Here is a 26,161-nt window from a genome sequence, read left to right on the forward strand (position 1 = left end):
AGTATGAGCGACGCGTACCTCCCGACCGAAGAAGTCGTCCGCCTGGTCGACGCCGCGCTGGACGCCGGGCTGGCCGATCCGATGGTCCGGAAGTTGCTGCTCGACGGCATCCTGCCCAGGTACAAGGGCACGCTGCCGCTCCTCCCGGGCCCCGGCCAGCAGGTGCATTCGGACCTGAACGAGATGAATCGCGTGGAGCGGCTGATCGACGGCTCGGTCCCGCTGGAGATCTGGCTGCGCAACGCCGTCGCCCAGACCACCCAAGCGGAACCGCTCGCCGTCTTCCAGCGCGCTCTGGACGCGGTCGCGCGCGACGCCGCCGGTGAGCCCGACGTACCGGCCGGCCTGCCCGCCGGGGAGACCAAGGAAGAGATCATCCACCGGGACGACACCGTGCCCTTCGAATTCCTGCGCGGCGGCGAACTCGCGGGCACCTCGGTGGCCCGGATCAAGGTCCCTCCGTACCAGGCGGGCGCCCCCCTCCAGCCGAACGGCTTCCCGCACTCGGGGACGGGCTGGCTCATCGCCCCGGGTCTGCTGGTCACCAACCACCACGTGGTGACAGCCCGGACCCGCAGTGCCACCGAGCGCGGCACGGTGGATCCCGCTGACCTCCAGCTCCAGGTGCAGAACTCCCGGTCGCGCTTCGACTACGGCGCCGACGAGACGGAGACCGAGGAGGTGACGGCCAGCGGCCTGGTCGCGTGCGACGAGCAGCTCGACTACGCGATCATGCGGCTCACCGACCAACTGGCGCGCCCAGCACTGCGGGTGGCCGTCGAGCCGCTGACCGTCACCAGGGAGGAGCCGGTCGCGGTCAACATCATCCAGCACCCCGGTGGGCAGCCCAAGCGGGTCGCCCTGCGCAACAACCTCGTCTACGAGGCCAACGACCAGGACGTCCGCTATTTCACCGACACCAGGGGCGGCTCCTCGGGATCGCCCGTCTTCACCGATGACTGGAGAGTGGTCGCACTCCACCGCGGGACGCGGCGCGTCGAGGACGTCAACTTCCAAGGCAAGACCACCGCGTTCGTCAACGTCGGCACCCAGATGAGCAGCGTCATGCGCCACCTCGCGGAGCACAGTCCCGAGGTCTACCAAGAGGTCACGGCGGCGCAGTCGGGGCTGACGGACAAGAACCAGACGGAGGTGACGTGAGATGCGCAGCGGATCACCAGTGGCAACCGGCCTGGAGGGCGTCTTCGGAGACCTGCAAGAGGTCGCCGAACGCGTACGCAAGGGCCTGGAAGAAGAGATTCTCGAAACGTCCGAAGAGCTCCCCCCGGGAGAGGCCGCCTCGGCCGGGCAGATCGGCCAGTTCGCCCAGCAGGAGCGGGCGAAGGTACTGAGCGCCGGCGTCACCGGCTTGGAGAAACTGGCGGCCGGACGCACGGACGAGATCGACGAGGACGAGTACTTCGGCGTGGAGGCGATCGTCCTCCTCGAAGGCAGACCCGCCATCCTCATCCAGGGCCAGGACTTCCCCTCGCAGCAGGGCGACTGGGCCGTGCTCGACGGCCAGCGGCCGGGCATCCGGGAATCGATCGCACGCGTGGGCCGGGTGGAGGTCTCGGGGCACGCCAGCCTGGACTGGCTGGGCACCGCCTTCCTCGTCAGCCCCGATGTCGTGATGACGAACCGCCATGTCGCCGCCGAATTCACCCGCGCCGACGGCGCCGGCTGGACTTTCCGGGACGGCATGAGCGCCCGCATGGACCTGGCCGAGGAACTCGACGCCGCGCCCGGAGACGGCTCGTTCGAGTACGAGATCACCGAGGTGGTCGGGATCCATCCCGACGTCGACATGGCCCTCCTGCGCATCGACCCCACCCGAAGCGGCGCGGCGTCGGCGACCCCGCTCGCCGTGGCGGCCGACCCGCCGGCGGACGTGCCCGGCCGGCCGGTGTACGTGATCGGCTATCCCGCGGCGGACGGCCGCCGCAACGAGCCTGAGGCCATGCGCCGGATCTTCATGGACATCTACAACGTGAAGCGCCTCCAGCCCGGTACGACCACCGGGATGGCCTCCGACCGCCTCACCGTGAACCACGACTGCTCCACGCTCGGCGGCAACAGCGGCTCCCCGGTCTTCGACCTGACCGACCACCGCGTCCTCGGCCTCCACTACGGCGGCCGCTACGGCCTCGGCAACTTCGCGGTCCCGCTCTGGGAGCTCGTGGACGACCCCCTGCTGCAACGTGCGGAGATCAACTGGGTGTGAGGCGCAGCCGCTCCTGGTCCGGGTGCAGGGGACGGGGGAAAATCGTGTCGGCGGAGGCGGAGGCGGCGGCGCGGCTACGGTGGGGGCGTGTACCAGGACCGCAGGCGGGAGCGCCGGCCCCGCCGACGCGCGCGTGCGGCGGTGCCGCGGCGACCCGTCGCGCCCTTCAGCGCCGAGGGGGACGGGGTGGTGGTCGTCGGCTATTTCTCCGCGAAGCAGAGGGATTTTGCGGCGCTCATGGACGCGGCTGTCGCCGACCTGGCGGCAGAGGGCATCCGGGTGCTGGGGCGATTGGTGCAGCGCCGGGGCGTCTCCGACGGCGGCGCGCGGAAAATGGACATGCCGTACTCCTCGCGGACGCTCATCAGCCACGGGAAGGTCCGTTTGGTCGCCGCCGTCTGCGAGGAGACCGGGGCGGACGCGGTGGTCTTCCTGGCGCCGCTCACGGAGCGGCAACGGCGCCTCCTGACGCAGGCCTTGGGGTGCCCGGCGATCAGTTTGCAGGACGCCCGACCCTCTGCGAATTTTTCACCCAGCGTCCACGAGAAGTTTCCTACCGACCAGTAGACATGTGGCCGGATCTTGCTGACCCTTAGTCGAGTTCATGCCAACTACGACTGAGGAGTCACCCCCCCCATGAGCCGAAGCCGTACCAGACGACCGTCTGTCCGTACGGCCGGTGTCGTCGCCGCCGCGACCGCCGTCCTCACCCTCGTCGTGCCGGCGACCGCCGCCCAGGCCGCCACCGCCCCCGCGCCCTCGCCCGTCACGCAGCCCGCCGCCAACTCCTGGGCCCCCGGCGGCAATGCGGCCATCCAGGGCATCGACTACGGCACCTGGCAGCGCGATGTCGCATCCGTCATCGACGTGGCCCGCCCCTACGTCGAGAAGCGCATCACGCAGGCCCCCGCCGGTGAGAAGCCGGCCATCGTCCTCGACATCGACAACTCGTCGCTGGAGACGGACTTCCACTACTTCTGGACCTTCCCGACCCCGGCGATCGCCAAGGTCCGCGACCTGGTCCAGTACGCCGACTCCCGAGGCGTGGCGATCTTCTTCGTCACCGCCCGCCCCGGCATCATCTACTCGCTGACGAAGTACAACCTCACCGCGGTCGGCTACCCGGTGACCGGTCTCTACGTCCGCGATCTGCCCGACCTCTTCGGCGAGGTGAGCGCCTACAAGACCGGCAAGCGCGCCGAGATCGAGGCCCGCGGTTACACGATCATCGCCAACATCGGGAACAACGAGAGCGACCTGGCCGGCGGCCACGCCGAGCGGACGTTCAAGCTCCCGGACTACGGCGGCAAGCTCTCCTAGGCCACACCTAGTCCTGGGACCCGGGCGGGGGCATGGCCATGCCGCCCTGGCATCCGTCGAAGGACGCGTTGGCGCTGAACGCGTCGAAGCCCATTCCGAAGCGTGCGAAGGCCTCCCAGGCCCCGGTGCGGACCGCCGTGTACTCGGCGCTGGTCAGCGCCCGGCCCTCCATCGCCTTCAGGGCACGCAGGATCGCGTCGCGCGCAGTGAGGAACGAGGGGTTGCGCGGTGTGAGCTTCAGGCCGTCGACGACCGCCTGCCAGGTCACCCGGTAGCCCCGTTCCTTGCTGTCGAGCGCGCGGGTGGTCTTGCGCACCAGTTCCATGAGCGTGGCGCACCAGATCTCGCCGACGTTGTGAACCTCCCGGTAGTCCAGTCCGGAATTGCCGGGACCCGGGACCTGGCCCCGGCGCTTGCCGATGTGCGCGAAAGTGCCGGGGTACAGGCTGTCGTAGGGCCGTTGCCTGATGCCCCGGGGGTCGTCGACCACCCAGTTGCCGAGCACCGTACGCTCCTCGGCGCGCGAGAAGTTGATGATGCTGAGCGCGAAGAAGTCGCCCCACCCTTCGCCCATGGACTGCGACTGCTGCTCCCGCAGGCCGTTCGCGTCGGCGAGGCCGCCGACGAGGCGGTTGCTCACCCCGTGGCAGAACTCGTGGTAGACGACGTCCGCGTCATTGGCCGTGTGCCGGTTCGAGCCCGAGACCAGCCCCATGTTCATCTCGGCCGCCAGGCCGTCGGCCCTGGTGGCCATGTTCGCCGTGCCGGGGACCGGGCGCGGATGCGCGAAGGCGTGGACCGGGTCCGCGCCCTTGCCGCGGCCGGTGACGTTGACCATCTGGAAGTTCCCGAACTCCTCCGTGAAGCCGAGCATCATGAAGAAGTCGTGCATGTAGTTGCAGAAGTAGAAGATGTTGGTGACCAACTGCTCAGGACTGTTCACCAACGGGTTGAAGACCCCGTCGCCCCCCTGACCCACCGGGACCTCGAACGGCCGTGAGTCCCCGCCGAAGGCAATCACGTTGTTGCCTTCGGTCGCCACCGTCCCATCGGTGGGCTTGGTCCAGGCCTCCGGGAAGCCCGGGGGCAGCCCGTCGGGAACCAGCGTGGGATAGTCCGTCGTCGGCGGCGGGAAGGTGACCTCGGTGAGGGCGCCCTCGTTCGGGTTGTGCCGGAAGACGGTCCCCGCGATCGCGTGGCTGGTCGCATCGTAGAAGTAGAGGATTTCGGGCGCGTTCGCGTCCGCCGCCCGCCCGTCGGCCTCGACGAAGGCGTGGTACTGAACGAGCAGGTGCTCCCGCGAGAACGTGAAGAACCAGGCGAGACGCGCATCGCCGCCCATGTAGAGGTACACGAGCCGGGCGGGGATTGCCTCCTCGAAGGCCCCCTTGGTGAAGGTCAGCGGCTGGTTGTTCTCCGGCTGCGCCGACAGGCGTTCGAAGCCCCGCGATATGTCGAGCGCGGGGAGTTCGTCCGTGCCGAAGGGTCCCCGGAGCGTGAGCGGCTCGGCGGCCTTCGCGGCCGCGACGCGCAGGGCGGTCTCGGCGGAGACCGAGGGCGTCACGGGAAGGTCGGGCGACACGCTCACAGTGTCGCCGACGACCCGGTCGACCGTGCCGTCCTCGAGCATCCACACCTTCGGCGCCATGCCCCATACTTCGATGCCGTTGAGCATCTGCTGAAGGCTCACGACGCGCATGCCCTCGCTGGTCGCCGTCACCGAGGGGTCGGCCTCGAACTCGGCCGGCTCGTTGGCCGCGAAGCCGATGGCCTCGGCCACGGAATCGACGTACTCCTTGGCGTGGGTGATGTAGAAGCCGTTGGGGAGGGGCGCCGGCGAGGGCGGGCCCTCGAACGCCGGAGCGCCGTCGGCCCTCAGCTCGCCCAAGTGCCCTGTGAACCGGTTCACCTTGCCGCGTTCGGCGATGAGGGTGTGGTTGACCTCGTCGGCGACCCGTTCGGTGTCGTCGAGGAAATGATCGGCGCCGGCGACTTCCACGAACCGGTCGTAGGTCATGTCCCGCTTGTCGATCAACGTGGTCATGCTCGCCACCCGCTCCCTGGCTGTTGCGCTTGTGCGTTCTCAAAGGCCCGCGAGCGTGAGAGCGGCCGTCGTGACGCCACGTGCGATCTCCGTCGCGTACTGCGTGTCGTGGTCCCTGTCGTCGAGCGTGTCGCCCGGTCTGTGGTACTGCCTGGTCCCGGTTGCCAGCACGCTGCCGTCGAAGAAGTTCTCGCAGACTGCGACGGCCGCCCACCCGCGCTCATGGAAGCTCGCGTGGTCGCTCCGGCCGGACGCCGGATCGTCGGCGCCGGCGAGCCGTTCGAGCGTGAGGCCGGAGGAAACCGCCGAGGTGGCCCGCTCCAGGCAGTCGCCGAGCTCGTTCGAGGCGGCCGCGGCCGGGCCGGGAACCGCCGAGCCCGCGTGGATCTCCACCGTGCGCACGCCGCCCTGCCGGCCTGCGATCATGTCCATCTGGAGGACACCGGCGATGCTGTCACCGGCCGCGGCCGCCGCCCGCGCGTAGACCTTGCTGCCTACGAGCCCCTGCTCCTCGGCGTTGAACAGGACGAAGCGGACCGTCCGCATCGGTGACCTGCCGGCGGCGACGATCGCGGTCAGGCATTCGGCCGCCGCCAGGACCGCCGCGATGCCGCTCCCGTCGTCGTCCGCGCCGGGCGCCGGATCGACGGCGGGATCGTAGCGACGGGGCCTGCCCTTGGAGTCCGTGAATTCGCCCTGGTCACCGGTCGAATCGAGATGCGCCGTGATGAGGACGGCCGCGTCCGACCCCTCGACACGGTGCTCCGCCTCGACATTGGCGATCCGGTGGCCCCGCCAGGTGAACCGGTTGAGCCTGACCGTCAGACCGAGGTCGCGCAGCCGCTGGGCCAGTGCATCGGCCACGAACACGTTGTCCTCGCTCGCCGCGTCACGGCTGTGGACCTTCAGCGGCCCGCCTTCGACGAGCGCCGCGGCCCCCGAGACACGGGAGACGTGACCGCGCATGACCGCCGGGGTGACGGCCGCGCGCACCGCCTCGACGGTCTGCGGGTCGGGCATCGCGCGGGCGAACCCCGCGACCAGCCCCGCGGCCCGCGCCTCACCCGGGCGGGACAGGAGAGTCGGGTCGGGGAGCAGCCGTTCGATGTGCCCGGGTTTCGCACCGGGCACATGGAGCCGCTCGACCAGGGCGCCGGCAGTGGCGGCGATGTACACACCACCGGGAGCCGGACCGAGCGAGACGACCGTCGACCGCGTCGTGGCGAGCCCGTCCGCGACGAAGGCGAACGCGGCGGAGGCGCGCATGCTCTCCTCCACGGCGGGCTCGTCCACCGTGGCCCGGTCCGCGGGAGCCACCGGGCGGTCGTCCCGGAGGAGAAAAGCCGCCGTCTCCTCCACGGGACCGCGAAGGTCGGTCGTGAACCCGGCGTCTTCCAGCGCGCTCCTGCCGCGGCCGGTCGCCATGGCGAGGACGAGCCGGTCCGAGGAGACGTGCACGGGGACGACCTCGGTGGTTCGCGCGATCGCGTCGAGTGCGGCCAGATCGTGGCGTGCCGGCAGGCCGATCCTCGTCCAGAACACGGTGCGGCCCTCGAGTGCGGCGAGCGTGAAGACCGGATGGGCCGCCGTACGCATCCCTGCCACGCGCGCGACCGCCCGCTCGTCGGGATCCTCGCCCACGAAGACGCATTCATCCGCCGCGGCGTCGGCACTCGCAACCGCCTCATCGAAAATCCCGCGGCTGTCCTTCGCACCCCAGTGCCGAAGGTTCGCGTCCTCGAAGTACCGAACGTTCGCGTCCCCGAAACGGCCCTCGAAAGCGGCGTCGAGCGCCGCCTCGGCGCGGGCTCGTGCGGCCGCTCCGGTGCCCGGGTTCGAAATGATGCCCTTGCGCAGAGACGCAAAGGCATTCAGTGCCTCGAAGACGCGGGGCCGGGGACGGAAACTCAATGAGCCGTCGTCCTCGAAACTCACATCGGCGAGCGTTGCCCCGATGTCGAAGAACAGTACGGACATCCCGGAGCCTTCCGAGAGAAGACCATCGGCCCGATCACCTCCATTTTCGCGTGGCTGTTGGGATACCGCATCCGGAAATATGATGGGCGTGCGCCTTTTCGCAGAGCCAAGACAGGGCACAAACAGGCGCACCTGGGAGCGGTCCATGACCCCGCGTCGTCCCCCGCGGTCGGCGAGCGCCGACGACCTGCTGACCACGCTAGGGCGGCTCACCGCCCAGGCGCGGGAAGGAGCGGTGCTCCAGCAGGCCCGGGTGCAACTGGCCGAGGCCCTGCAGCGCGAGATGCTGCCGGCCTCGCTCCCGTCCCTGCCCGGGCTGCGGACCGCCGCCCGCTACGCGCCCGCCCGGCACGGCCTGGACATCGGCGGCGACTGGTACGACGGCTTCCGGCTCACCGCGGGCGCCCTCGCGTTCTCCGTCGGCGACGTACAGGGGCACGACGTCGAGGCGGCCGCCTTCATGGGACAGGTCCGGATCGGGCTCCGCGCCGTGGCCGCCACCGCCGGCGATCCGGGCGAGGTGCTGAGCCGGGCCAACGACCTCCTGCTGTCGGTGGACTGCGATCTCTTCGCGACCTGTACCTTCCTGCGCTTCGATCCGGAGACATGGGAACTCCAGAGCGCACGGGCCGGCCATGTGCCCGCGCTCTGGGCCACCGTCGACGGCCAGTACGGCATGGTCGAGGACGAGGGCGGCCTCCCGCTGGGGATGCTGCCCGGGTCGGCGTACCCGGTGACCCGGCGCCGGCTGGCGAAGGCGGGCTCCTTCGTCCTCCTCACCGACGGCGTGGTCGAAGGGCCGTCATTCCCCATCGACGTGGGGCTGGAACGCGTGGCCCGGGTCGTCAGGGACGCGGCGGGCACCGATCCCGACGAGCTGGCCGCCGAAGTGATGAAGGTGGCCGACTCCACCGGCCACGCGGACGACGCCGCGGTACTCGTCCTCGCCCATGACGAGGCAGGACACCGCTAGCGCGTGTCACGCTCCGCCCGGAAGCGGGGATGCTGTCTGATGCTGTGGTGCGCACCGAGCAATGGCCACGTATCACCGGAGCTCTTCTACGTATCCTCGCCGTCGGCGCCGCCTACTACCTGAGCGGGCGGATCGGCCTGGTGCAACGGGTCGTCGTCGAAGGCTCGATCGTCACGCCGCTGTGGCTGCCCACCGGCATCGCCCTGGCCTGCCTGCTCTGGATGGGCATCGGGATCTGGCCGGGCATCACGCTCGGAACCTACCTCGCCATCGCCGACCTCAGCACGTTCCGCCTCGTCGACGTCGGAATCCTCGCGGGGAACACCCTTGCCCCCGTGTGCGCCTACGCGATGCTCCGCCGGGCGGGATTCCGCGTCGAGATCGACCGGCTGCGCGACGGGCTGGCACTGGTCTTCCTCGGCGGCCTGCTGCCGATGCTGGTCAGCGCCAGCCTCGGGACCTGGACGCTGGTCGCCACCGGGAACCTGCCGGCGTCCCGATTCTGGTCGGTGTGGTGGGCGTGGTGGGCCGGCGACGCGATGGGCGTACTCGTGGTGACCCCGCTGCTGCTCGTCCTGCGCAGGGCCCGGCTGCCCCAACACGCCTACCGGATGGCCGAGATGGTGGCCCTGCTGGTCGCCGTCGCCGCCGTCACCCTGCTGGCCACCAGGAGTTCCCTCTCGCTGCTCTTCCTCATCTTTCCGTTGCTCATCTGGGCCGCCGTCCGCTTCCAGCTTTCCGGGACCGCGCCGTGCGTGCTGCTCGTGTCCGTCCTGGCGATCACCGCGGCGACCGACGGCGCCGGACCGTTCGCCCAGCACACCCTCTTCGAGGTCATGGTCAACCTCCAGGCCCTCAACGGGTCGGCGGCCCTGGCGGCGTTGCTGCTGGCCGCACTGGTCACCGAGCAGAACAACATCCGCCTCAGGATCGAGCAGGCGTGCATGGACCTGGCCGAGGTGGTGGAGCACCTCGCCCCGGGGAGGCGGGAGAGCTGACGGGGGGCGCGGGGCGGGGCGCTGAACAGGGCTCCGGGATCGTTAGGCTGTAGCCCGCGCCGACGCGAGGTCGGCTCGCCCTGGAAACAGGTCACACACCCGACATGCCGGGCCGGACGGTTGCGCGGCAGGAGATGGAGTCCTCCGTGGACGTGCAGCACTTCGAGCGGATCACCGCGTTCATCGAGGCACGGCTCACCTCGCTCTTCGACGAGGCGACCGGCAGCGAGCGGGGTTTCGCGATGGACGACACCTCCCGCGCGCTGCGGGCGCTGCGCAACGCGGTGCTGGAGGCTTCCGCGGTCAAGGGGCTGATCGAGAAGCGGGCGACGGCGGAGCCGGCGCTGCGCCGAGTCATCGACCAGTCCGTGGAACACCACTGGGACGTGCTGCGCGGGATCGCCCGGCAGTGGGAGGACCACGCGGACTTCGTCCGGGAGTTCAAGCGCCACGCGTGGGAGCTCGAAGCGCCCCCCGCCGCCGCGGCGACCGTCGAGAACTGAGTCCGTTCAACGACACCGCAAGGATGATGCACGTGAGCGCGATCGGCATTGGGCAGGCAGTGATCCTCGGCGTGGTCGAGGGGGTGACGGAGTTCCTGCCCGTCTCCTCCACCGGCCACCTGAAGATCACCGAGGGGCTGATGGGCATCCCGGTGGACGACAAGGCGGTCGTCGCGTTCACGGCGGTCATCCAGGTGGGGGCCATCGCCGCGGTGCTCGTGTACTTCTTCAAGGACATCGTGCGGATCGTCTCCGCGTGGGGGCGCGGCCTGGCCAACCGGGAGGAGCGCTACCACCACGACTACAAGTTCGCCTGGTGGGTCATCTACGCCACCGTTCCGATCGTCGTCGTCGGGCTCGCCGCGAAGCCGCTGATCGAGGGGCCGCTCGCCTCCCTGTGGGTGGTGGCCGGGTCGTTGATCGTCGGCAGCGGCCTGATGTGGGCGGCCGACCGGATGGGCCGTCACAAGCGGGGCGAGGACGACACCTCGCTGGGGGACGCCATGCTCGTCGGCTCCTCCCAGATCCTCGCCCTGCTCTTCCCCGGCTTCTCCCGCTCCGGCGCGACCATGTCCACCGGACTGATCCTGGACCTCGAACGCGTCGCCGCCACCCGCCTGTCGTTCTTCCTGGGCATCCCGGCCCTGACCGGCGCCGGCCTGTACGAGCTGAAGGACGCGGTCGGCGCCGGAGTGGACACCACCCCGCTCGTCGTCGGCACGGGGGTGTCCTTCGTCGTCGCCTACGCCTCGATCGCCTGGCTGCTGAAGTTCGTCGCCAAGCACTCCTTCAACGCCTTCGTGGCCTACCGGATCGTCATCGGGATCCTGCTGTTCGGCCTGCTGGGGACGGGCGTCCTGAACGCCTGACCGCACGCGGCTACGACCTGCCGGGACCGTTTCACGGCGTCGGCGCGGCTGCCGCCGCCACCCGGCGCCGCAGCATTTTGCGTGCGTACAGCAGGTGCACGATCGCCTCGGCGGCCAGGAGCAGTACGACCACCCAGGGCGCGAGGTGTCCGGAGCCCAAGACGACGAGCAGCGGGATGCCGATGCCCGGCACGGCCCACACGGCGACGGAGGACGGGGGGCGCTTGTAGCGCAGCGCGATGCACGCGTGGGCCGCATGGTAGAGGGCCAGGCCGCCCGCCAGGGCCCAGACGGCGCCGGACGGCAGATGGGCGTGGTCGGCTTCCTCGACGGCGGTGGCCAGGCCGCCGGCCATGCCCAGGACGGCCGCGGTCACGAAGAAGTGGAGGAAGCCGCCGACGTCGCGGGCCAGGAGGTAGGCCTCGCGGTCCTGCGCGGCGGCGAACATCAGCTCGGCCGATGCCGCGCCGAAGTCGAAGTACGACCACCACAGCGCGGCGAGCAGCACGAAGCCGAGGACCCCGACGAATCCGGCCCGCAGGGTCCAGGCGTGGTCGGCGGTGGTCGTCGGCCACCACAGCCCGAGGAGGACGAGCCGCGTGCCGGCGTAGCAGAGGGCATACACGGACCCGCGGCCCGCGTCCGCCTCGGGCACCGCGGCGGCCATGACGGCGAGGCAGAGCATGGCGGCCAGCATGAGGAGCCGACGGCGCGGCCTGTTGTCGACGAAGAGGTTCGCCGACACCGTGAGGTTGCGATGCACCGCACCGGACGCCGCGCCCCGGCAAACCTTTCCGGCCACGGCACCTAGGCGGCGAGGCCCGTGAGGATCTCGGCGCCCGGAAGACCGGCCAGTGCCTGCCCGGGCAGGATCAGCTTGCCCCGGCGCCGCCCGCTGCCGACGAGGACGAACGGGGCCGCGACCACCGCCGCGTCGATCAGCAGGGGCCACGCGGCGGGGAGGCCGACCGGCGTGATGCCGCCGTACTCCATGCCGGTCGCGCCGACCGCGGTGTCCACCGGGGCGAAGGACGCCTTGCGGGCCGCGAGGTGCCTGCGCACGACGCCGTTGACGTCCACGCGGGTGCCGGCCAGCGCCAGGCAGGCGGCCAGGGTCGTGTCCCCGCCCCGCTTCGCGGCGACCACCACGCAGTTCGCGGAGGCGTCCAGGGGTACGTCGTAGGCCTCGGAGAACACGGCGGTGTCGGCCTTGGCGGGGTCGGTGTCCACGTACAGCACGGACCGCGCCGCCTCGGGCGCGTCCCAGCCCTTCAGCGCTTCGGCCACGGGTCCGGCGAGCTGGTCCCACACGTCCAGTGCCCTGCGGACGGTCGTGAAGTTCCCGAACGGTGCCTCTGCCTGGTCGTTCATGGGACGGACTCTAGCGAACCGCGCGGTGTAGTCATCCTTGACGGTCCTGGCGCCGGAGGGTAGCCCTGGGCGGCGGCGGGAATCATGAAAGGACGCCCGCCCGCCGGGCCTTGAGGTCACGAGTCCAGGGAGTACGTGTGTCTGCCGCTTCGAGCTATGCGTCCGGAGTCTGTGAAGTGCCCCTGCTGGGTGACACGATCGGCGAGAACCTGGACCGCACCGTACGGATGTTCCCCGGGCACGACGCCCTCGTCGACATGGCCGCCGGCCGCCGGTGGACGTACGCGGAGCTGGCCGCCGACGTGGACGCCCTGGCGCTCGGACTGCTGGGCCTCGGGATCGCCAAGGGGGACCGGGTCGGCATCTGGGCCCCCAACCGGGCGGAGTGGACGCTGGTGCAGTACGCCACCGCCAAGATCGGGGCGATCCTCGTCACCGTGAACCCCGCCTACCGCTCGCACGAGTTGGAGTACGTACTCCAGCAGTCCGGCATCCGGGTGTTGGCCGCGGTGGAGAGCTTCAAGAGCTCCGACTACGCCTCCGTGATCGAGGAGGTGCGGCCGCGCTGCCCGGAGCTGGAGTTCGTGGTCCTGCTGGAAGGCCCCCTCTGGACGTCCCTGCTGGAGCGCGGCCGGCAGGCCGACCCCGCCGACCTGGCCCGGGCTCAGGCCGGGCTGAGCCCGGACGACCCCGTCAACATCCAGTACACCTCCGGGACCACCGGCTTCCCCAAGGGTGCGACGCTGTCGCACCACAACATCCTCAACAACGGCTTCTTCGTCGGCGAGTTGTGCCACTACACCGAGCACGACCGGGTCTGTATCCCGGTGCCGTTCTACCACTGCTTCGGCATGGTGATGGGGAACCTCGCCTGCACCAGCCACGGCGCGGCGATGGTGATCCCCGCGCCGTCGTTCGAACCGGGGGCCACCCTGGCGGCGATCGAGGCGGAGTCGTGCACCTCCCTCTACGGCGTCCCCACCATGTTCATCGCGGAGCTGGCCGACCCCGGCTTCGACACCTACGACCTGTCCAGCCTGCGCACGGGGATCATGGCCGGCTCGCCCTGTCCGGTCGAGGTGATGAAGGAGGTCATCGACCGGATGGGCATGACCGAGGTGTCCATCTGCTACGGGATGACGGAAACCTCACCGGTGTCGACGCAGACGCGCGCGGACGACTCGGTGGACCGCCGGGTGTCGACCGTGGGCCGCGTCGGGCCGCACCTGGAGGTGAAGGTGGTCGATCCGCAGTCCGGACGGACCGTGCCGCGCGGGGAACCCGGTGAGCTGTGCACCCGCGGCTACTCGGTCATGCTCGGCTACTGGGGCGAGCCGGAGCGGACCGCCGAGGCCGTCGACGCGGCACGCTGGATGCACACCGGCGACCTCGCGGTCATGGACGACGACGGCTACCTGAGCATCACCGGACGGATCAAGGACATGGTGATCCGGGGCGGGGAGAACCTGTACCCGCGCGAGATCGAGGAGTTCCTCCACTCCCACCCGGACGTACTGGACGTTCAGGTCATCGGCGTACCCGACCCGAAGTACGGGGAGGAGCTCATGGCGTGGGTGCGGATGCACGAGGGCGCCGAGCCGCTGACCGCGGCCGCCGTCCGCGCGTACTGCGACGGCCGGCTGGCCCACTTCAAGATCCCGCGCTACGTCCACGTCGTGGAGGAGTTCCCCATGACCGTCACCGGGAAGATCCGCAAGATCGAGATGCGCGAGATGGCGGTCCGCCTGCTGGAGCTCTCGCTGTAAGGGCAGCCGCCCCTCGCCCCCCGCCGCCCCCGCCCGCCGCTGCTCGATCGTGTACGAGCGCCGAGCGGCGAGCGGGCAGTCGTCAGTGCGGGATGCCGTCGATGAGTTCGCGCGCGCCTTGGCGCAGGAGGGCCACGGCGACGGAGGTTCCCAGAGTGGCGGGGTCGAGGGGGCCGGCCCATTCGTGCGCGCGCAGGATCCGCTTGCCGTCGGGGGTGAACACCTTCGCGTACAGCGCGAGCTCACCGTCGCCCTCGGTGGAGGCGTACCCGGCGATCGGCGAATTGCAGTGGCCCTGGAGGACGTGCAGGAGCATGCGCTCGGCGGTGGCCTCGCGATGGGTGGCCGGGTCCCCGAGGGCGCTCACGGTCTCGATCAGCCGGGTGTCGCCCTCGCGGCACTGGAGCGCGAGGATCCCGGCGCCGATCGGCGGGCACATCGTCTCGACCGACAGGACCTCGGAGATGACGTCCGGGCGGCCGATCCTTTCGAGTCCGGAGACGGCCAGCAGCAGGGCGTCCGCCTCGCCCGCGGCGAGCTTGTCCAGCCGGCTGTTGGCGTTGCCCCGGATCGGTACGCACTCCAGGTGCGGGTGGGAAGCGGCGAGCTGGGCGATCCGGCGGACCGACGAGGTCCCGACACGCGTCCCGGCGGGCAACTCGTCGAGGGTGAGCCCGCCCGGGTGTACGAGCGCGTCGCGGACGTCGTCCCGCCGGAGGAAGGCGGCGAACACGGTGCCGGCCGGCAGCGGCCGGTCCGCCGGGACGTCCTTGACGCAGTGCACGGCCAGGTCGGCGGTGCCGTCCAGGACCGCGGCGTCGACTTCCTTGGTGAAGGCCCCCTTGCCCTCGACGGCTGCCAGGTCGCCCATCCACTTGTCACCGGTCGTCTTCACGGGGATGACCTCGGTGGCGGTGCCGGGACAGAGCGCGGCCAGCTCACGGCGGACGCGCTCCACCTGCGCGAGGGCCATGGGGGAGTCGCGGGAGACGATGCGTACGAGTTCAGGAGCGGACATGCCGCCCACGATAGACCTCACATCCGGGCGCGGACGAACGACCAGGCCGGGGGGCCATCGCGGGCTGCTGGAGGAGAAGTTGGGATCCTGGACGGCCCCTTGGCAGTCCTTGGTCGTTACATGGAACGGATCGCCCCGCGCGGCTGTCTAGTCAGACGCGCACCCGACGGGGGTGCCACCGGACCTGAGGGTCCGGGTCGATTCGTCGCAGAGAGCTTCCTGATCCGTGAGTCTGACAAGCAGTGTGCTCCTGGTGTGCGTTGTGCTCGGCACCGCGCTGATGTTCACGGCCGCCGTGTGGCAGTGGCCACGGCTCACCCGGCGGGGCTGGCGGCAGGTCCTCGGCCGGGTGGGGGTGGTCCTCGCCGTGCAGGTGCTCCTGCTGGCCTCGGTCGGGCTCGCGGTGAACCGGAGCCTCCTGATCTACGGATCCTGGGCCGAGCTGGCGGGCCGGGAGAAGGCGGCGGCACTCCTGAGCCAGGACGCGGAAGGCAGTTCGGCCGTGAGGGTCATCGGCCGGCAGAAGACGGATGTGCCCGGCGGCGGAACACCGCACGTGGGCGGCGAGATCGAGAAGATCATGGTGCAGGGCCGGCAATCCAACATCGCCACTCCGGCCTATGTGTACCTGCCGCCGGAATACTTCAAGAAGGGGAACGAGAAGCGGAAGTTCCCCGCCGCCGTCGTGCTCACCGGTTTCCCCGGTACGGCGGAGAACCTGCTCAAGGGGCTGCGGTACCCGAAGACGGCGTGGACGCTGGCCAAGCAGAAGAAGACGCAGCCGATGATCCTGGTGATGATGCGGCCCACCGTCGCCCCGCCGCGCAACACCCAGTGCGTCGACATACCCGGCGGCCCGCAGACCGAGACCTTCTTCGGCACCGACCTTCCCCAGGCCCTGTCCGGCGTCTACCGCATCGGAACCAAGCCTGCGAACTGGGCCATCATGGGTGATTCCACCGGAGGTTACTGCGCGCTGAAGATCGCTTTGGAGCATCCGGAGAGCTACGCGGCCGGGGTGGGTCTGTCGGCTGACTACAAGCCGGAGATCGACGCGGACTCCGGGGACCTCTTCCACGGGAACACCAAGGAGGAGAAACGATCCGACCTGCTGTGGAGCCTGGATCACCTGCCGCAGGGCAAGTCCTCCTTCCTGGTCACCACGTCGCTCCAGGGCGAGGGCAACTTCAAGCCGACGCAGAAGTTCATCGAGAAGGTGAAGGCCCCCGCGCGCGTCTCGTCGATCACCCTTGACCACGGAGGGCACAACTTCAACACGTGGAACCGGGAGATCCCGCCTTCGCTGGAGTGGCTCAGCGGGCGCCTCACCGCGGAATAAACCCCGCGGGGTCCTGGGACAGCGCGGACCGCAGGGGGCTGCACGGACCGCAGCGGACCGCAGCGGACCGCAGCCCCGTGAGGGGCTGCGGCGGGGCGCGGGGTCAGTGGAACAGCATGGAGGCGCCCCCGGCGGCCGTGGTGACCGAGCCGGGGCAGAGGAAGCTCCCCGAGACCTTGGTCGCCGTAAAGGCCTGGTTGACGTACTTCCGGGTGTCTCCGTCGCGGTTCCACACGATGTTCGTGGCCTTGTAGCGGCAGGAGATGAAGCTCTGCTTGCCGGTGATGTCGATGGCGTCCGTCTTTGCGAGGCCGCCGGCGTCGTCGAAGGTGAACACGGGATCGTTGTTGAGGGCGGCGGTGATGCCGCCGTCGCAGGCCAGGTTGCCGCCCGGCTGGTTGATGGTCGTGCGGTCGACGGTCAGTGTGCTCGGCGCGTTGGCGCTGGTGCGCGCGTTGGTCCAGGTGCAGTTGTTGCCGGCGACCGCGATGACGCCGTCGAGCTGCTGGTCGGCCGCGGGGCCCACGGCCAACGCCGCCGTCGATCCGCCGGCGACCATCGCGGCCACCAGGGCGGTGACGCCCGCCCATTTCGAGATCTGCATCATGCTGCTGCTCCTCTTTGCCACGTCCTTGTGGGGGTGTGAAGCGCGGCTTGGGGGGCCGCGCCGGCATGCCGTGCGGATCCGGGCCCGGCAGGGAAAGTCCCACAGGGACCTTGAAATGTCAGGACCATGCCAATCATTTGGCTGGATGGCGCCGTTCGCGGCTTGGCCCGCGGTGTCCCGGACAGGCGCTGAGATGGGGGGACAGCCACGTCCTGTCCGGGACAGCCGTGAGCCGTTGCCCGGCCGGAACGCCCGGTGGAAACGTCCGGTGTGACGACGCGAGCAAGCCCGCCGTCGTTTTTTCCGACGTCCCGACGTCCCGACGTCCCGACGTCCCGGCGTCCCGACGTCCCGACGTCCCGACGTCCCGGCGTCCCGACGTCCCGGCGTCCCGGCGTCCCGACGTACTGGCGGGCGGCCGGATCACCCCGTGGGCGGCAAGCCCCCGCGTGCCGGAGGCCTGCCGCCGATGACGTTACCGCGGTGTCAGCGCGAGCCTTGCTCCGGCAGGTCCATCTCGGCCGGGGCGAGCACGGCGAGGCCGCGCTTGGTGCCCGTCGCGGCGGGCTTCTTGCCGCAGAACGCCGCCTCCAGCGTGCCGCCCAAGGCCGTGTTCGCCTCGCCCCGGTTCGAGGTGTTCGCCATGGCGGTCAGGCTGCGGACCCCGTCGCGCGTGGTGAAGGCGTACGTGTAGAAGCCCTGCACGGTACCCGTGTGCCCGTACACCGACGTGCCGCACGAGAGGTCGTAGCGGCGCAGCCCCAGCCCGTAGAAGCGGGTGTTCGTGGTGTCGGTCGGGGTCATGGTGATCATGGCGTCCAGTACCCGCGGCGACAGCAGCTTGCCGCTGAGCAGCGCGGACATGAAGGTGCTCAGATCGGCCGAGTTGGAGATCATCGCCCCGGCGGACTGGGCCCAGGACACCGTCTGCTCGGTGGAGTCGACCAGCGGCGCCCCGGCCTCGTCGGGGCGGAGGTAGCCGTTGATGTGCAGGCCCTTGATGGTCGTCCCGGGGTGCACGTAGGAGGTGTTGCGCAGCCCCAGCTTCTTGATGATGCGGCTGTCGTACTCCTTGGCCACCTTGTTCCCGGTCGCCTTCTCGATGAGCATGCCGACGACCACGAAGTTGGTGTTCGAGTACTTGTACGCGACGCCCGGCTGGGTCGTCCTCGGCTCCTTCAGCGAGAGGTCGACGAGCTGCTTGTAGGTGAACACCTTGTTCCGGACGGCCTCGAACCCGGGCACGGTCTTGGCGAACATGGCGTTCGTATAGTCCGCCAACCCGCTGCGGTGGTTCAGCAGATGGCGCACGGTGATCCGGTTGTCGGGCAGCAGGCCGGGCAGGTAGTGGTTGACCGAAGTGTCCAGGTTCACCTTCCCCTCGTCCACCAGCTGGAGCAGCACCACGGTGGAGAACGTCTTCGTGACGCTGCCGATCCGGAAGCGGGCCTTCGGGTCCATCGCCGCACCCGTGGCCTGGTCCCGGACGCCCACCGTCCGGGACTTGACGCCTCCCGGACCGGTGAACCGGGCCATGGCCCCGGGCGCCCCGGCCGCCGTGGTATTCCGCAGCGCCTGCGTCAGAGCCTCGAGATCGGGCGCGACGGCCCCCGTCGGGCCGGTCAGCACCGCCTGGGAGGGGACGGACGCGGGCGCGGCGTGGGCCGCGGTGGCCGGGGCCACACCGGCCACCACGGCGACCAGGGCGGCGGTGAGAGTAAGGCGTCGTTCAAGGGACAGGCGCACGTTGCTCCTCAACTCGGTTGGGCAGGAAAGGCATACGGAGAGGCCCCCGCCGTCCGACGCGCTGGGCCGGGAGACGGAGACCGGGCCCCGAGCCTACGGAAGATCACGGGGCGTCGTGCGCCGGCCGCGGGCCCGCCGCACGTGCCGTACGTCTCAGAACGTGCAGGTGGGAACTCCGTCCAGCCACGCGGGCCCCTGGATGTAGACATTGGTCAACCACGCCTTGTAGCCGGGCAGGTGGGACCACGCGTCGTTGGTGTAGCCGTCGGAGGTGACCCGCTCCGCGTGCTTCTGGCACTCGACGCGGATGGTCGTCGCCCCGGGGAAGGCGTAGACGCGCGCGGCCGCCGTGGACGGCTACCGCCGCCCGTCGGGCGCGAAGGCAACGGCCCGGGCGCCCGTCGTACTCGGCGGGAGAACCGCCGGCGCGCTGTGCCCGGCCGTGTCCCAGAGCCGTACGGGACCCTCCGTGGAGGTGGCCGCGAGGGTCCGGCCGTCGGGGCTGAAGGCGACCGAGCGCACCCGCCCGGGGAGGGTGAACGACGCGGTGGTCCGGCGGTCGGCCACCCGGCGCAGCAGCACCGTCCCACCCGTGCGCTCGTATCCCGCGACGGTCAGGGTGGAACCCTCGCGCTGCTGCCAGGTGGCCCATCAGCGCGTGGGACACGAGGGGCAGTGCCCCCGACGGCGCGTCACCGGGTGCGGTCCCCGCTGACGCCTTCCGCCTTGCCCCCGCGCACCCTGGGGTCGACGGGTTGCCCGTTGCCCGTCGGCCGGGCGACCGGGCGACCGGGAAACCGCCGATGACCTGGCCGGATCCGGAAACGAGGTCAACAGCTGGTCGCGAGGACCCCCCTGAAAGCCCGTCGGGCGGTCCTACTAGCCTGGGGGCCAGCCCACACGAGCCAGCACACAAGGGGGAAGCCGGTGAGCGATGACACCCTGCCCGAGCCGGACCAGCTACCGCTCACGCCGGACGAGCTGAAGAAGCGCGACCTGGAGTACCTCTCTCCGCTCTACAAGGCGCCGCCCGCCGACGCTTACGCCGACCCGACCACCCCGCGTCTGCTCCAGCCGGAGCCGTTGCCGCTTCAGCAGTCGCCGCTCTTCAAGCCGCCCGCGCCCACGGGGCCCAGGGGTCCGCACGGGGAGCTCCCGGGCCAGCGGCTCAATATCGAGCCCGTGATCCTCAACAAGGCGGCGGGCAGCGCGGACGAGATCCACACCGCCTTCACCAAGCCGGCCGCCGCCCTGGAGGAGCCCGCAAAGACCGCGAGCACCGCCATGGCGGGCTGGGAGTCCGCGTCCGCGCTCCGCGTGGCCCACAAACAGTGGGAGACCCAGGCCGGAACGGTGGCGGGCTGGCTCGCCCACATAGCCGAGAGCCTGCGGGCCGGGGCCCGCGACCACACCAAGACGGACGCCGCCATCGAAGAGGCGTTCCGCGGGGTGAAGCCCCACCGCCGCTCGCTTCTTGAGGGACTCTGATGACGTCGTTCTACCGGGAGATCCTCGACACCGGCCTCGGAAGGGGGCCGCGGCCCCCTATGCCCGGCGGATGACCGACGACATCCAGGGCCGGCCGCGCAAGAACTGACCCCGGCGGTTCACGGCGATGCGGGCCTGCGGGCCTGTACGGGGTGGGTGAGGGTCTGGTGCCCGCCCGAGGCCAGCATCCGCACCTCGCCCTGGTCGCTGATCTCGGCGCGGACGATCCCGGTGGCATCGGCGTAGACCGGATGGCCGCCGGGACCTGTCTGCTCGGTGCGCGAGACGACCACGCTGTCCCCCGCCTCGGCGCCGGGCTCGGCGCCGTCGAACACCAACTCGTAACGGTCCTCGCTCACCCGCGTACCTCCCGGTTCCACCCGCCGGGTCCGTCCGGCGCGGCACGGCCCACGTCGGCGGCCTGTGTCCAACCTGCACCATCGCAGGCCCCGGCCGGGCGCACCACGCGGGTGGACGGGGGTCAGGCGATCGAACCCCCGCCGTCCACGAACAGCGTCGTACCCGTCATATAGGCGTTGCCCGCGACCATCGCGATCGCCGCGGCGACGTCCTGGGGCTCGCCCACCCGGTTCACCGGGAGGCGCTGCGAGGCCGCCTCGTACATCGCCTCGCGGCCGCCCGCGGGCAGACCGTCCCACAGCGGCGTGCGCAGCAGCCCGGGGGAGACGGCGTTGACGCGGACCGGGGACAGTTCCAGGGCGAGCCCGCGCACCAGGGCCTCCAGGGCCGCGTTGATCGCGCTCTGCAGCGCGGAGGCCCGGCCCGGACGTACGGAGAGATAGCCGGTGACGATGGTGAGGGAGCCCGCCGGGTCCACGCCGACAGCGCGCGCGAGCCGGTAGGCGCCCCAGAACTTGCTGTCCATCGCCGCGTACGCGTCCTCCAGCGGCAGGGTGTCCACCCGGCCCATCGGTGTCTCGGCGGCCGAGACGACCACGTGGTCGAAGGCGCCGGCGCCTTCGGCGAAGGCGGCGACCGCCTCCGAGTCGCGCAGGTCGAGCACGTGCCCGGCCGCCGCCGGGCCGAGTGACTTCACCGCGCGGCGCACCTTGTCCTCGGAGCGCGAGACGACGGTGACCTCCGCGCCGCGGGCCGCGAACGCCTCGGCGGACGCCAGGCCCACTCCCGACGTGCCGCCGGCTATAAGGACCCGTCGGCCCTGGAACTCGTTCGTCATGCTGCGCCTCCTGCGGCGTGGTCGGTGGATCGGGTACGGGCATAGCTCGGCCGGTCGAGCTCGGTGATCTGTACGGACACGTCGCAGTCCGTCTCGGCCAGGGTGCGGCGGAAGTGCTCGCGCAGGACCGCCAGCGCGGCTTCGCTCACGGCGGTGCGCAGCTCGGGCGGCTTGCCGCCGAAGGTGCGGATGTCCAGGTTCACAAAGGCCTGTTCACGGCTTCCGTCGCCGATGAAGTACGTCCGCACCCGCGTGGCGCGGCTCTTGAAGTCCTGTAGGCGGAACCCGCCCGCGCCGGCGAGCGCGCTGTGCAGCTCGGTGAATAGGGCTGTGGCGTCGACGGTCTCCCGTATGTTGCCGGAGTACTCGAGTACGAGGTGCGGCATTCCGTGGCTCCTTCTCGGTGCTGCTTCTAGGCGTTTTCGGCGGCGGCTGCGGCGGGGGCGCCGGCCGTGGTTCCGGCGCCGGTGGCGGCCGGACGCGCCGCCGCCGGGGCGGGGGCAGCCGCCCGGCGCACCCCCGCGGCACTGAGGACCGCGGCCGCCGCGAGGGCGACGGCGGCGAGGACGAGGGCGGCCCGCAGGCCGGACAGGAAGGCATCGCCGGGAGTGGCCGCGCCCACGAGGATCCCCATGACCGCGACGCCGATCAGCCCGCCGACCTGGCGCGAGGCGTTCAGCACACCGGACGCGATACCAGCGTTGGCCGGGTCGACGGCGGAGAGCATGGCGTTGGTCATGGCCGGTACGACCAGGCCGATGCCGGCGCCCGCGACCAGGAACTGGGCGACCAGCGCGGGGTACGAGGCCGAGCCGACGGCCGGCAGCATCGCGAGGTACCCGATCGCGGCCAGCGTGCTTCCGCTGATGAGGACGGCGCGCGAGCCGAAGCGCTTCACCAGCGGCCCGCAGGCCAGGTTCGCGATCATGATCGTGGCGGTCATGGGCAGGAAGGCGAGTCCGGCGACGATCGGCGAGTAGTCCCAGGCCTTCTGGAAGAAGAGGCTGTAGACGAAGATCAGGCCGTAGAAGGAGAAGTTCACCAGGACGCCGATCAGCGAGGTGGCACTGAACGCGCCCCGCCCGAACAGCGCCAGAGGCAGCATCGGATCCGCGCTGCGCCGCTCCACGACGATGAAGCCCGCCAGGGCCAGGACGAACACCACCAGGCAGCCGACGACGAGCGGCGCACCCCAGCCCAGCCCGTTGGCCTCGATGACGGCGGCGGTCAGCGCGCCGAGGCCGACGATCGCGAGGAGCTGCCCCGGTACGTCGAAGGAGCGCGCGGGGCGGCCGGCCGCGGCGCCGCCGGTGCGCGGCGCGCTGGTCTGCGTCAGCCAGATGCCGGCCGCCGCGATGGGCACGTTCACGAAGAAGATCGAGCGCCAGCCGAACTGGGAGATGAGCACGCCGCCGACCACCGGCCCGAGCGCGAGGGCCAGCCCGCCCGAGGCCGCCCAGAGGCTGACCGCCCGGGTGCGCTCCGCCGGGTCCGGGAAGGTCTTGTTCACGATCGAGAGGGAGGACGGCACGATCATCGCCGCGCCCACCCCCTGGAGGATCCGGGCGATGACGAGGGCCACCAGGCTGTCGGCGGCGCCGCAGGCGAAGGAGGTGACGGCGAACAGTGCGAAGCCCACCTGGAAGATGCGCTTCGGGTCGAAGCGGTCGCCCATCGCGCCCGCGGTCAGCAGGAACGCGGCGAAGGTGAGGGTGTAACCGTTGATCACCCACTCCAGGCCGGAGAGGCTGCCGCCGAAGTCTTCGCTGAGGGCGTCGGTCGCCACGTTCACGACGCTGACGTCGAGGATGACGACGACGAAGCCGAGGCAGGCCGCGAGCAGGGTCAACTGCCTTTTGAGGCCGGAGCTCCGGGTGGGGGTGTGTGCTGATTCAGACATGAGTCGTCCTCGGATGGAGATGGAAGAAGGGGCGGCGAGGGCCCCACACCTCGTGAAGAGGTGGGTCCTCGTCGTCGAAACGCCCTGGGGGTCGCGCGCAGGGGCGTACGGAAAGCCGCTCAAGTAGACTGTTCGATGAAGCGCGAACACTCAGAAGTGTATGACCTACATCGAACACTTAGCAATCCGGCCCAGGAGACGCCATGACCGCAGAACCGCCACCGGCGCCCCGGCACCGCACGCCGCCGGAGCACACGCACCCCCGCGAGGTCGCCCTGCAGACGGTCCTCGCGGCGCTCGCCGACCCCGTGCGGATCACCCTCGTCCGCGAGATCGGCGCGGCGGACGACTGGGCGCGGGCTTGCGGCAGCTTCGACGTGCCCGTGCGCAAGGCGGCCCTGAGCCACCACTTCGCCGTCCTGCGCTCCGCCGGGCTGATCGAGCAGCGGGACAACGGCTCGAAGCGGTTCAACCGGCTGCGCCGGCCGGAGTTCGACGAGCGCTTCCCCGGGCTGCTGGACCTCGTACTGCGGGAGGCCCCGGACGGTGGGGAGCCAGCGCCCGTGCCCTGAGCAGCTCCGCCGTCCGCAGCACGACCTCGCGGTCCACGCTCGGGGCGCCGTACGCCAGGGACAGGCCGAAGGCGCCCCGGAAGGTGGAGAGGTGCAGAACGACCGCGTAGTTGGCGGCGATTCGGTTCACCACGGTCCGGAACTCCGAGACGCGGTCCGCGTGCGGCCCCAGGGCCGGGTCGACCACGCCGACGTTGGTGACGCAGATCCCGGGCGCGCTGTCGCCGCCGGCCAGGGCCCGTACCGCGTCACGTATCTCGGCGTGGTCACGGGCGGGCGGCCGCCATGCCGCGTCCGCCGCGCCGAAAGCCGACCGGTACCGGGCCGCGTTGGCGGCCAGCCCCTCGCCGCCGAGCCTCAACCGGGCCCGCACGACACCGATGCGGCAGCCGGGATCGGAGAGGAAGCGGGCCTGTGCGAAGCGGCCGCGCAGCGACACCGCGGTGAAGAAGTCCAGCTCGGCCCGGCCCGTCGCCGCGCCGAACGACTCCGCGAGCGCCGTCGCGAAGAACTCGTTGACGGTGATGCGCTGTTCGGCGCAGTACGCCTTGACCGCCGCCGACTCGGGGACCGTGAGGTCGAGGGTGGTGAAGTCCGCCCGGCGCTCCGCCCAGGGCGCCGCGGCGTCGAACGGCACCGGCGGTGCGCTGTCAGGCACCGCCGGGCCTTGTGGGACGGGCCCGGACGGCTCGTACCGTGGCGGCTGATACGTGAGCGGGACGCCGTGGGGAGCAGAACCGGGCCGCTCGGGCAGGCCATGGCTCCCCGGCAGCCCCGGCAGCCCCGCCGGGGCCGAGCCGAAGAGGCGGGCGAGCAGCGTCCCCGCCATCACCCCGGTCGTGAACCCGTCCGAGATCGCGTGGTTGCGCGTGAAGAAGAGGTGGGTCACCGCCCCCGAGGGGTCCTCCAGCGCTCGCAGCCGCCACAGTGGCCCGCCGGCCGGGAGGACCTCGTTGAGTTCCTCCCGCAGTACCTCCCGCACCGACCGGCCCCCCGGCAGGACGCCGTGGCGCAGTGCCTCCCGGCCGGGAGGCGGGCCGGCGTGGAACCACAGCCCCCCGCCCGCCGCCTCCCGGATCCGCAGGGCCAGCACCGGCAGGTCCCGCACCCAGTCGGCTACGGCCCGCACGAGCGCGGGCTCCCCGAACCGTTCCTCGACCGCCAGGTGCGTCGTCACCTGGGTGCTGCCGCCCAGCTCGGACTGCATGTACGCGAACGACGCCTCGACGTCGTCGAGCATCCGAAGCGCGCTCACCGCCGCGTCCAACCGGTGTCCCCGCCAGTCCCGTTCACGCCGCACCCCCGTCCTGGAGCCAGTGCACGGAGTTCGCCACGGTGACGCCGTGGCTCGTGAAGTCGAGCGAGACCACGTCGCCGTCGCCGATCCGGAAGCCGGCGTGGAAGCTGCTCCGGTCGGCGCCGAGGAACAGGTAGTGCACGGTGCCGGGGCGGCGCAGCGGCGGGTATGCGAAGAGATGCCCAGTCATCGACTCCACCGGGTAGTACAGGGCGTCCAGACCGGTCCTGAACTCGCCCTCCCAGGCAGGCTGTCCGGCGCGCTCGACCGTGACGTGGCCGGTCACCGCGCGCGGGGGCGCGCCGGGGAAGAACCAGGGGGAGACGGACGCCTCGCACAGCTTGGCGTAGGAGAGGTGGGCCGGGTTCTCCCGGAACCGCCCGATGTCGGTCAGGTCGTTGCCGAAGGTGTACCCGAGATACGCGGGGGTGCCGTCGTCGCCGCACCGGTAGACGAGGACGACCTCGGCCTCCTCGCAGACGGCCACGGCCCCCGCGGGCACGCTCAGGGGCTCGCCCGGGACGCGCAGCGCATCACCGAACCCCTTGAAGAACCAGTTCGGGTGCACGGTACCGTCCGCCGCGCCCTCGGCGGCGGCCTTGACGTTGTGGGTCTGCATGAAGCCGCCGGCGACGGCGGAGCCGGGCGCGACCGGCAGTACGGGCGGGCGCGGGCGCACCGCTTCGCGCGCCGAGGCCGGTACGAGCCGGCCGGCGCCGTCGCCCCGTACGGCGGCGGCGAAGGCATCGCCGGAGCCTGCCGCGTCGAGCAGGGCGACGGCGGTGTCGGCGGGGGCGGGGAACAGCAGCAGCGGCTCGCCCTCGGGCGCGTCGGCGAAGCCGATGAACCGCTCGCCCTCGTAGGAGCATTCGAAGAAGGGGGTGGTCATGACGGACGTCCTCCCGGACGGACAGGATGGTGGAGGCAAAGGAGCGGGGGCGGGGGCGGGGG

General features: G+C 71.1%; 26 protein-coding genes. 12 read left to right on the plus strand and 14 right to left on the minus strand.

What is annotated here, in order from left to right; genetic code table 11:
- Positions 1-3: 3 nt before the first annotated feature.
- The 4 genes from J7I97_RS13260 to J7I97_RS13275 all read left to right on the plus strand — a co-directional run bounded on the left by J7I97_RS13260 (position 4) and on the right by J7I97_RS13275 (position 3,544).
- Complete coding sequence (locus J7I97_RS13260) at positions 4-1,161, plus strand: trypsin-like peptidase domain-containing protein (RefSeq protein ID WP_214934186.1); 1,158 nt, start codon at positions 4-6, stop codon at positions 1,159-1,161.
- 1 nt (position 1,162) lies between these two features.
- Positions 1,163-2,224 carry a serine protease gene (locus J7I97_RS13265; RefSeq protein WP_214934188.1) on the plus strand — a complete coding sequence of 354 codons (1,062 nt, stop codon included), beginning with the start codon at positions 1,163-1,165 and terminating at the stop codon, positions 2,222-2,224.
- An 87-nt stretch (positions 2,225-2,311) separates the two neighbouring features.
- On the plus strand, positions 2,312-2,791 hold the full coding sequence (locus tag J7I97_RS13270; RefSeq protein WP_251058757.1) for a hypothetical protein: 480 nt from the start codon (positions 2,312-2,314) through the stop codon (positions 2,789-2,791).
- Between the two features lie 69 nt (positions 2,792-2,860).
- On the plus strand, positions 2,861-3,544 hold the full coding sequence (locus J7I97_RS13275; RefSeq protein WP_214934191.1) for an HAD family acid phosphatase: 684 nt from the start codon (positions 2,861-2,863) through the stop codon (positions 3,542-3,544).
- 7 nt (positions 3,545-3,551) lie between these two features.
- On the opposite strand, the gene J7I97_RS13280 is transcribed toward J7I97_RS13275, so the two are convergent.
- Positions 3,552-5,588 carry a M36 family metallopeptidase gene (locus J7I97_RS13280; protein ID WP_214934194.1) on the minus strand — a complete coding sequence of 679 codons (2,037 nt, stop codon included), beginning with the start codon at positions 5,586-5,588 and terminating at the stop codon, positions 3,552-3,554.
- A 39-nt stretch (positions 5,589-5,627) separates the two neighbouring features.
- On the minus strand, positions 5,628-7,565 hold the full coding sequence (locus J7I97_RS13285) for a M28 family metallopeptidase (protein ID WP_214934197.1): 1,938 nt from the start codon (positions 7,563-7,565) through the stop codon (positions 5,628-5,630).
- Between the two features lie 145 nt (positions 7,566-7,710).
- On the opposite strand from J7I97_RS13285, the gene J7I97_RS13290 reads away from it, so the two are divergent.
- The 4 genes from J7I97_RS13290 (at position 7,711) to J7I97_RS13305 (ending at position 10,908) form a co-directional block, all read left to right on the plus strand.
- Positions 7,711-8,538, plus strand: coding sequence for a PP2C family protein-serine/threonine phosphatase (locus J7I97_RS13290; protein WP_214934201.1), 828 nt, complete (start codon positions 7,711-7,713; stop codon positions 8,536-8,538).
- 44 nt (positions 8,539-8,582) lie between these two features.
- Positions 8,583-9,536 (plus strand): MASE1 domain-containing protein, encoded by a 954-nt coding sequence (locus J7I97_RS13295; RefSeq protein WP_374103771.1) that lies wholly within the window; start codon positions 8,583-8,585, stop codon positions 9,534-9,536.
- Between the two features lie 146 nt (positions 9,537-9,682).
- Complete coding sequence (locus tag J7I97_RS13300) at positions 9,683-10,039, plus strand: hypothetical protein (RefSeq protein WP_308369305.1); 357 nt, start codon at positions 9,683-9,685, stop codon at positions 10,037-10,039.
- Between the two features lie 32 nt (positions 10,040-10,071).
- Positions 10,072-10,908 carry an undecaprenyl-diphosphate phosphatase gene (locus J7I97_RS13305; protein WP_214934207.1) on the plus strand — a complete coding sequence of 279 codons (837 nt, stop codon included), beginning with the start codon at positions 10,072-10,074 and terminating at the stop codon, positions 10,906-10,908.
- A gap of 31 nt (positions 10,909-10,939) precedes the next feature.
- On the opposite strand, the gene J7I97_RS13310 is transcribed toward J7I97_RS13305, so the two are convergent.
- Both J7I97_RS13310 and J7I97_RS13315 read right to left on the minus strand, forming a co-directional pair.
- The gene (locus J7I97_RS13310) at positions 10,940-11,710 is read right to left on the minus strand and encodes a low temperature requirement protein A (protein WP_214934210.1); all 771 of its coding nucleotides are present in this window, start codon (positions 11,708-11,710) and stop codon (positions 10,940-10,942) included.
- 5 nt (positions 11,711-11,715) lie between these two features.
- Positions 11,716-12,279: a YbaK/EbsC family protein gene (locus J7I97_RS13315; protein WP_214934212.1), complete on the minus strand. Its 564-nt coding sequence runs from the start codon at positions 12,277-12,279 to the stop codon at positions 11,716-11,718.
- A 176-nt stretch (positions 12,280-12,455) separates the two neighbouring features.
- On the opposite strand from J7I97_RS13315, the gene J7I97_RS13320 reads away from it, so the two are divergent.
- On the plus strand, positions 12,456-14,045 hold the full coding sequence (locus J7I97_RS13320) for an AMP-binding protein (RefSeq protein WP_308378345.1): 1,590 nt from the start codon (positions 12,456-12,458) through the stop codon (positions 14,043-14,045).
- Between the two features lie 82 nt (positions 14,046-14,127).
- On the opposite strand, the gene hemC is transcribed toward J7I97_RS13320, so the two are convergent.
- Positions 14,128-15,063, minus strand: coding sequence for a hydroxymethylbilane synthase (gene hemC, locus J7I97_RS13325; RefSeq protein ID WP_214934216.1), 936 nt, complete (start codon positions 15,061-15,063; stop codon positions 14,128-14,130).
- Positions 15,064-15,289: 226 nt separating this feature from the next.
- Between hemC and J7I97_RS13330 the strand changes: the two genes are divergently transcribed.
- Positions 15,290-16,402, plus strand: coding sequence for an esterase family protein (locus J7I97_RS13330; RefSeq protein ID WP_214934218.1), 1,113 nt, complete (start codon positions 15,290-15,292; stop codon positions 16,400-16,402).
- Between the two features lie 103 nt (positions 16,403-16,505).
- On the opposite strand, the gene J7I97_RS13335 is transcribed toward J7I97_RS13330, so the two are convergent.
- From J7I97_RS13335 to J7I97_RS13345, 3 genes are all read right to left on the minus strand, one after another.
- A complete protein-coding gene (locus J7I97_RS13335) occupies positions 16,506-17,009 on the minus strand; it encodes a hypothetical protein (RefSeq protein ID WP_214934221.1) in 504 nt (167 codons plus the stop codon).
- A 486-nt stretch (positions 17,010-17,495) separates the two neighbouring features.
- Positions 17,496-18,755, minus strand: coding sequence for a serine hydrolase (locus J7I97_RS13340; RefSeq protein ID WP_214934224.1), 1,260 nt, complete (start codon positions 18,753-18,755; stop codon positions 17,496-17,498).
- 357 nt (positions 18,756-19,112) lie between these two features.
- Positions 19,113-19,337 (minus strand): WD40 repeat domain-containing protein, encoded by a 225-nt coding sequence (locus J7I97_RS13345; protein ID WP_214934227.1) that lies wholly within the window; start codon positions 19,335-19,337, stop codon positions 19,113-19,115.
- Positions 19,338-19,682: 345 nt separating this feature from the next.
- Here J7I97_RS13345 and J7I97_RS13350 point away from each other — a divergent pair, with 345 nt between their 5' ends.
- A complete protein-coding gene (locus tag J7I97_RS13350; protein ID WP_214934230.1) occupies positions 19,683-20,243 on the plus strand; it encodes a hypothetical protein in 561 nt (186 codons plus the stop codon).
- A gap of 119 nt (positions 20,244-20,362) precedes the next feature.
- Here J7I97_RS13350 and J7I97_RS13355 read toward each other — a convergent pair whose 3' ends face one another.
- From J7I97_RS13355 to J7I97_RS13370, 4 genes are all read right to left on the minus strand, one after another.
- Positions 20,363-20,602, minus strand: a complete 240-nt coding sequence (locus tag J7I97_RS13355; RefSeq protein WP_214934233.1) for a DUF6296 family protein — start codon at positions 20,600-20,602, stop codon at positions 20,363-20,365.
- A 122-nt stretch (positions 20,603-20,724) separates the two neighbouring features.
- Complete coding sequence (locus J7I97_RS13360; protein ID WP_214934237.1) at positions 20,725-21,441, minus strand: SDR family oxidoreductase; 717 nt, start codon at positions 21,439-21,441, stop codon at positions 20,725-20,727.
- On the minus strand, positions 21,438-21,827 hold the full coding sequence (locus J7I97_RS13365) for a 5-carboxymethyl-2-hydroxymuconate Delta-isomerase (protein WP_214934240.1): 390 nt from the start codon (positions 21,825-21,827) through the stop codon (positions 21,438-21,440). The genes J7I97_RS13360 and J7I97_RS13365 overlap by 4 nt, the downstream gene beginning before the upstream one ends.
- Positions 21,828-21,853: 26 nt before the next feature.
- Positions 21,854-23,341: an MFS transporter gene (locus J7I97_RS13370; protein WP_214934243.1), complete on the minus strand. Its 1,488-nt coding sequence runs from the start codon at positions 23,339-23,341 to the stop codon at positions 21,854-21,856.
- A 203-nt stretch (positions 23,342-23,544) separates the two neighbouring features.
- On the opposite strand from J7I97_RS13370, the gene J7I97_RS13375 reads away from it, so the two are divergent.
- Positions 23,545-23,913, plus strand: coding sequence for a helix-turn-helix transcriptional regulator (locus J7I97_RS13375; protein ID WP_214934246.1), 369 nt, complete (start codon positions 23,545-23,547; stop codon positions 23,911-23,913).
- On the opposite strand, the gene J7I97_RS13380 is transcribed toward J7I97_RS13375, so the two are convergent.
- Entirely contained in the window at positions 23,810-25,168 is a 1,359-nt protein-coding gene (locus J7I97_RS13380) for a hypothetical protein (RefSeq protein ID WP_214934249.1), read from the minus strand. The genes J7I97_RS13375 and J7I97_RS13380 overlap by 104 nt on opposite strands.
- Before the next feature lie 34 nt (positions 25,169-25,202).
- On the minus strand, positions 25,203-26,099 hold the full coding sequence (locus J7I97_RS13385) for an FAH family protein (protein WP_214934252.1): 897 nt from the start codon (positions 26,097-26,099) through the stop codon (positions 25,203-25,205).
- Positions 26,100-26,161: the final 62 nt, after the last annotated feature.

Source organism: Streptomyces sp. ISL-87 (assembly GCF_018614095.1).
In the GTDB taxonomy this organism is placed as follows: Bacteria; Actinomycetota; Actinomycetes; order Streptomycetales; family Streptomycetaceae; genus Streptomyces.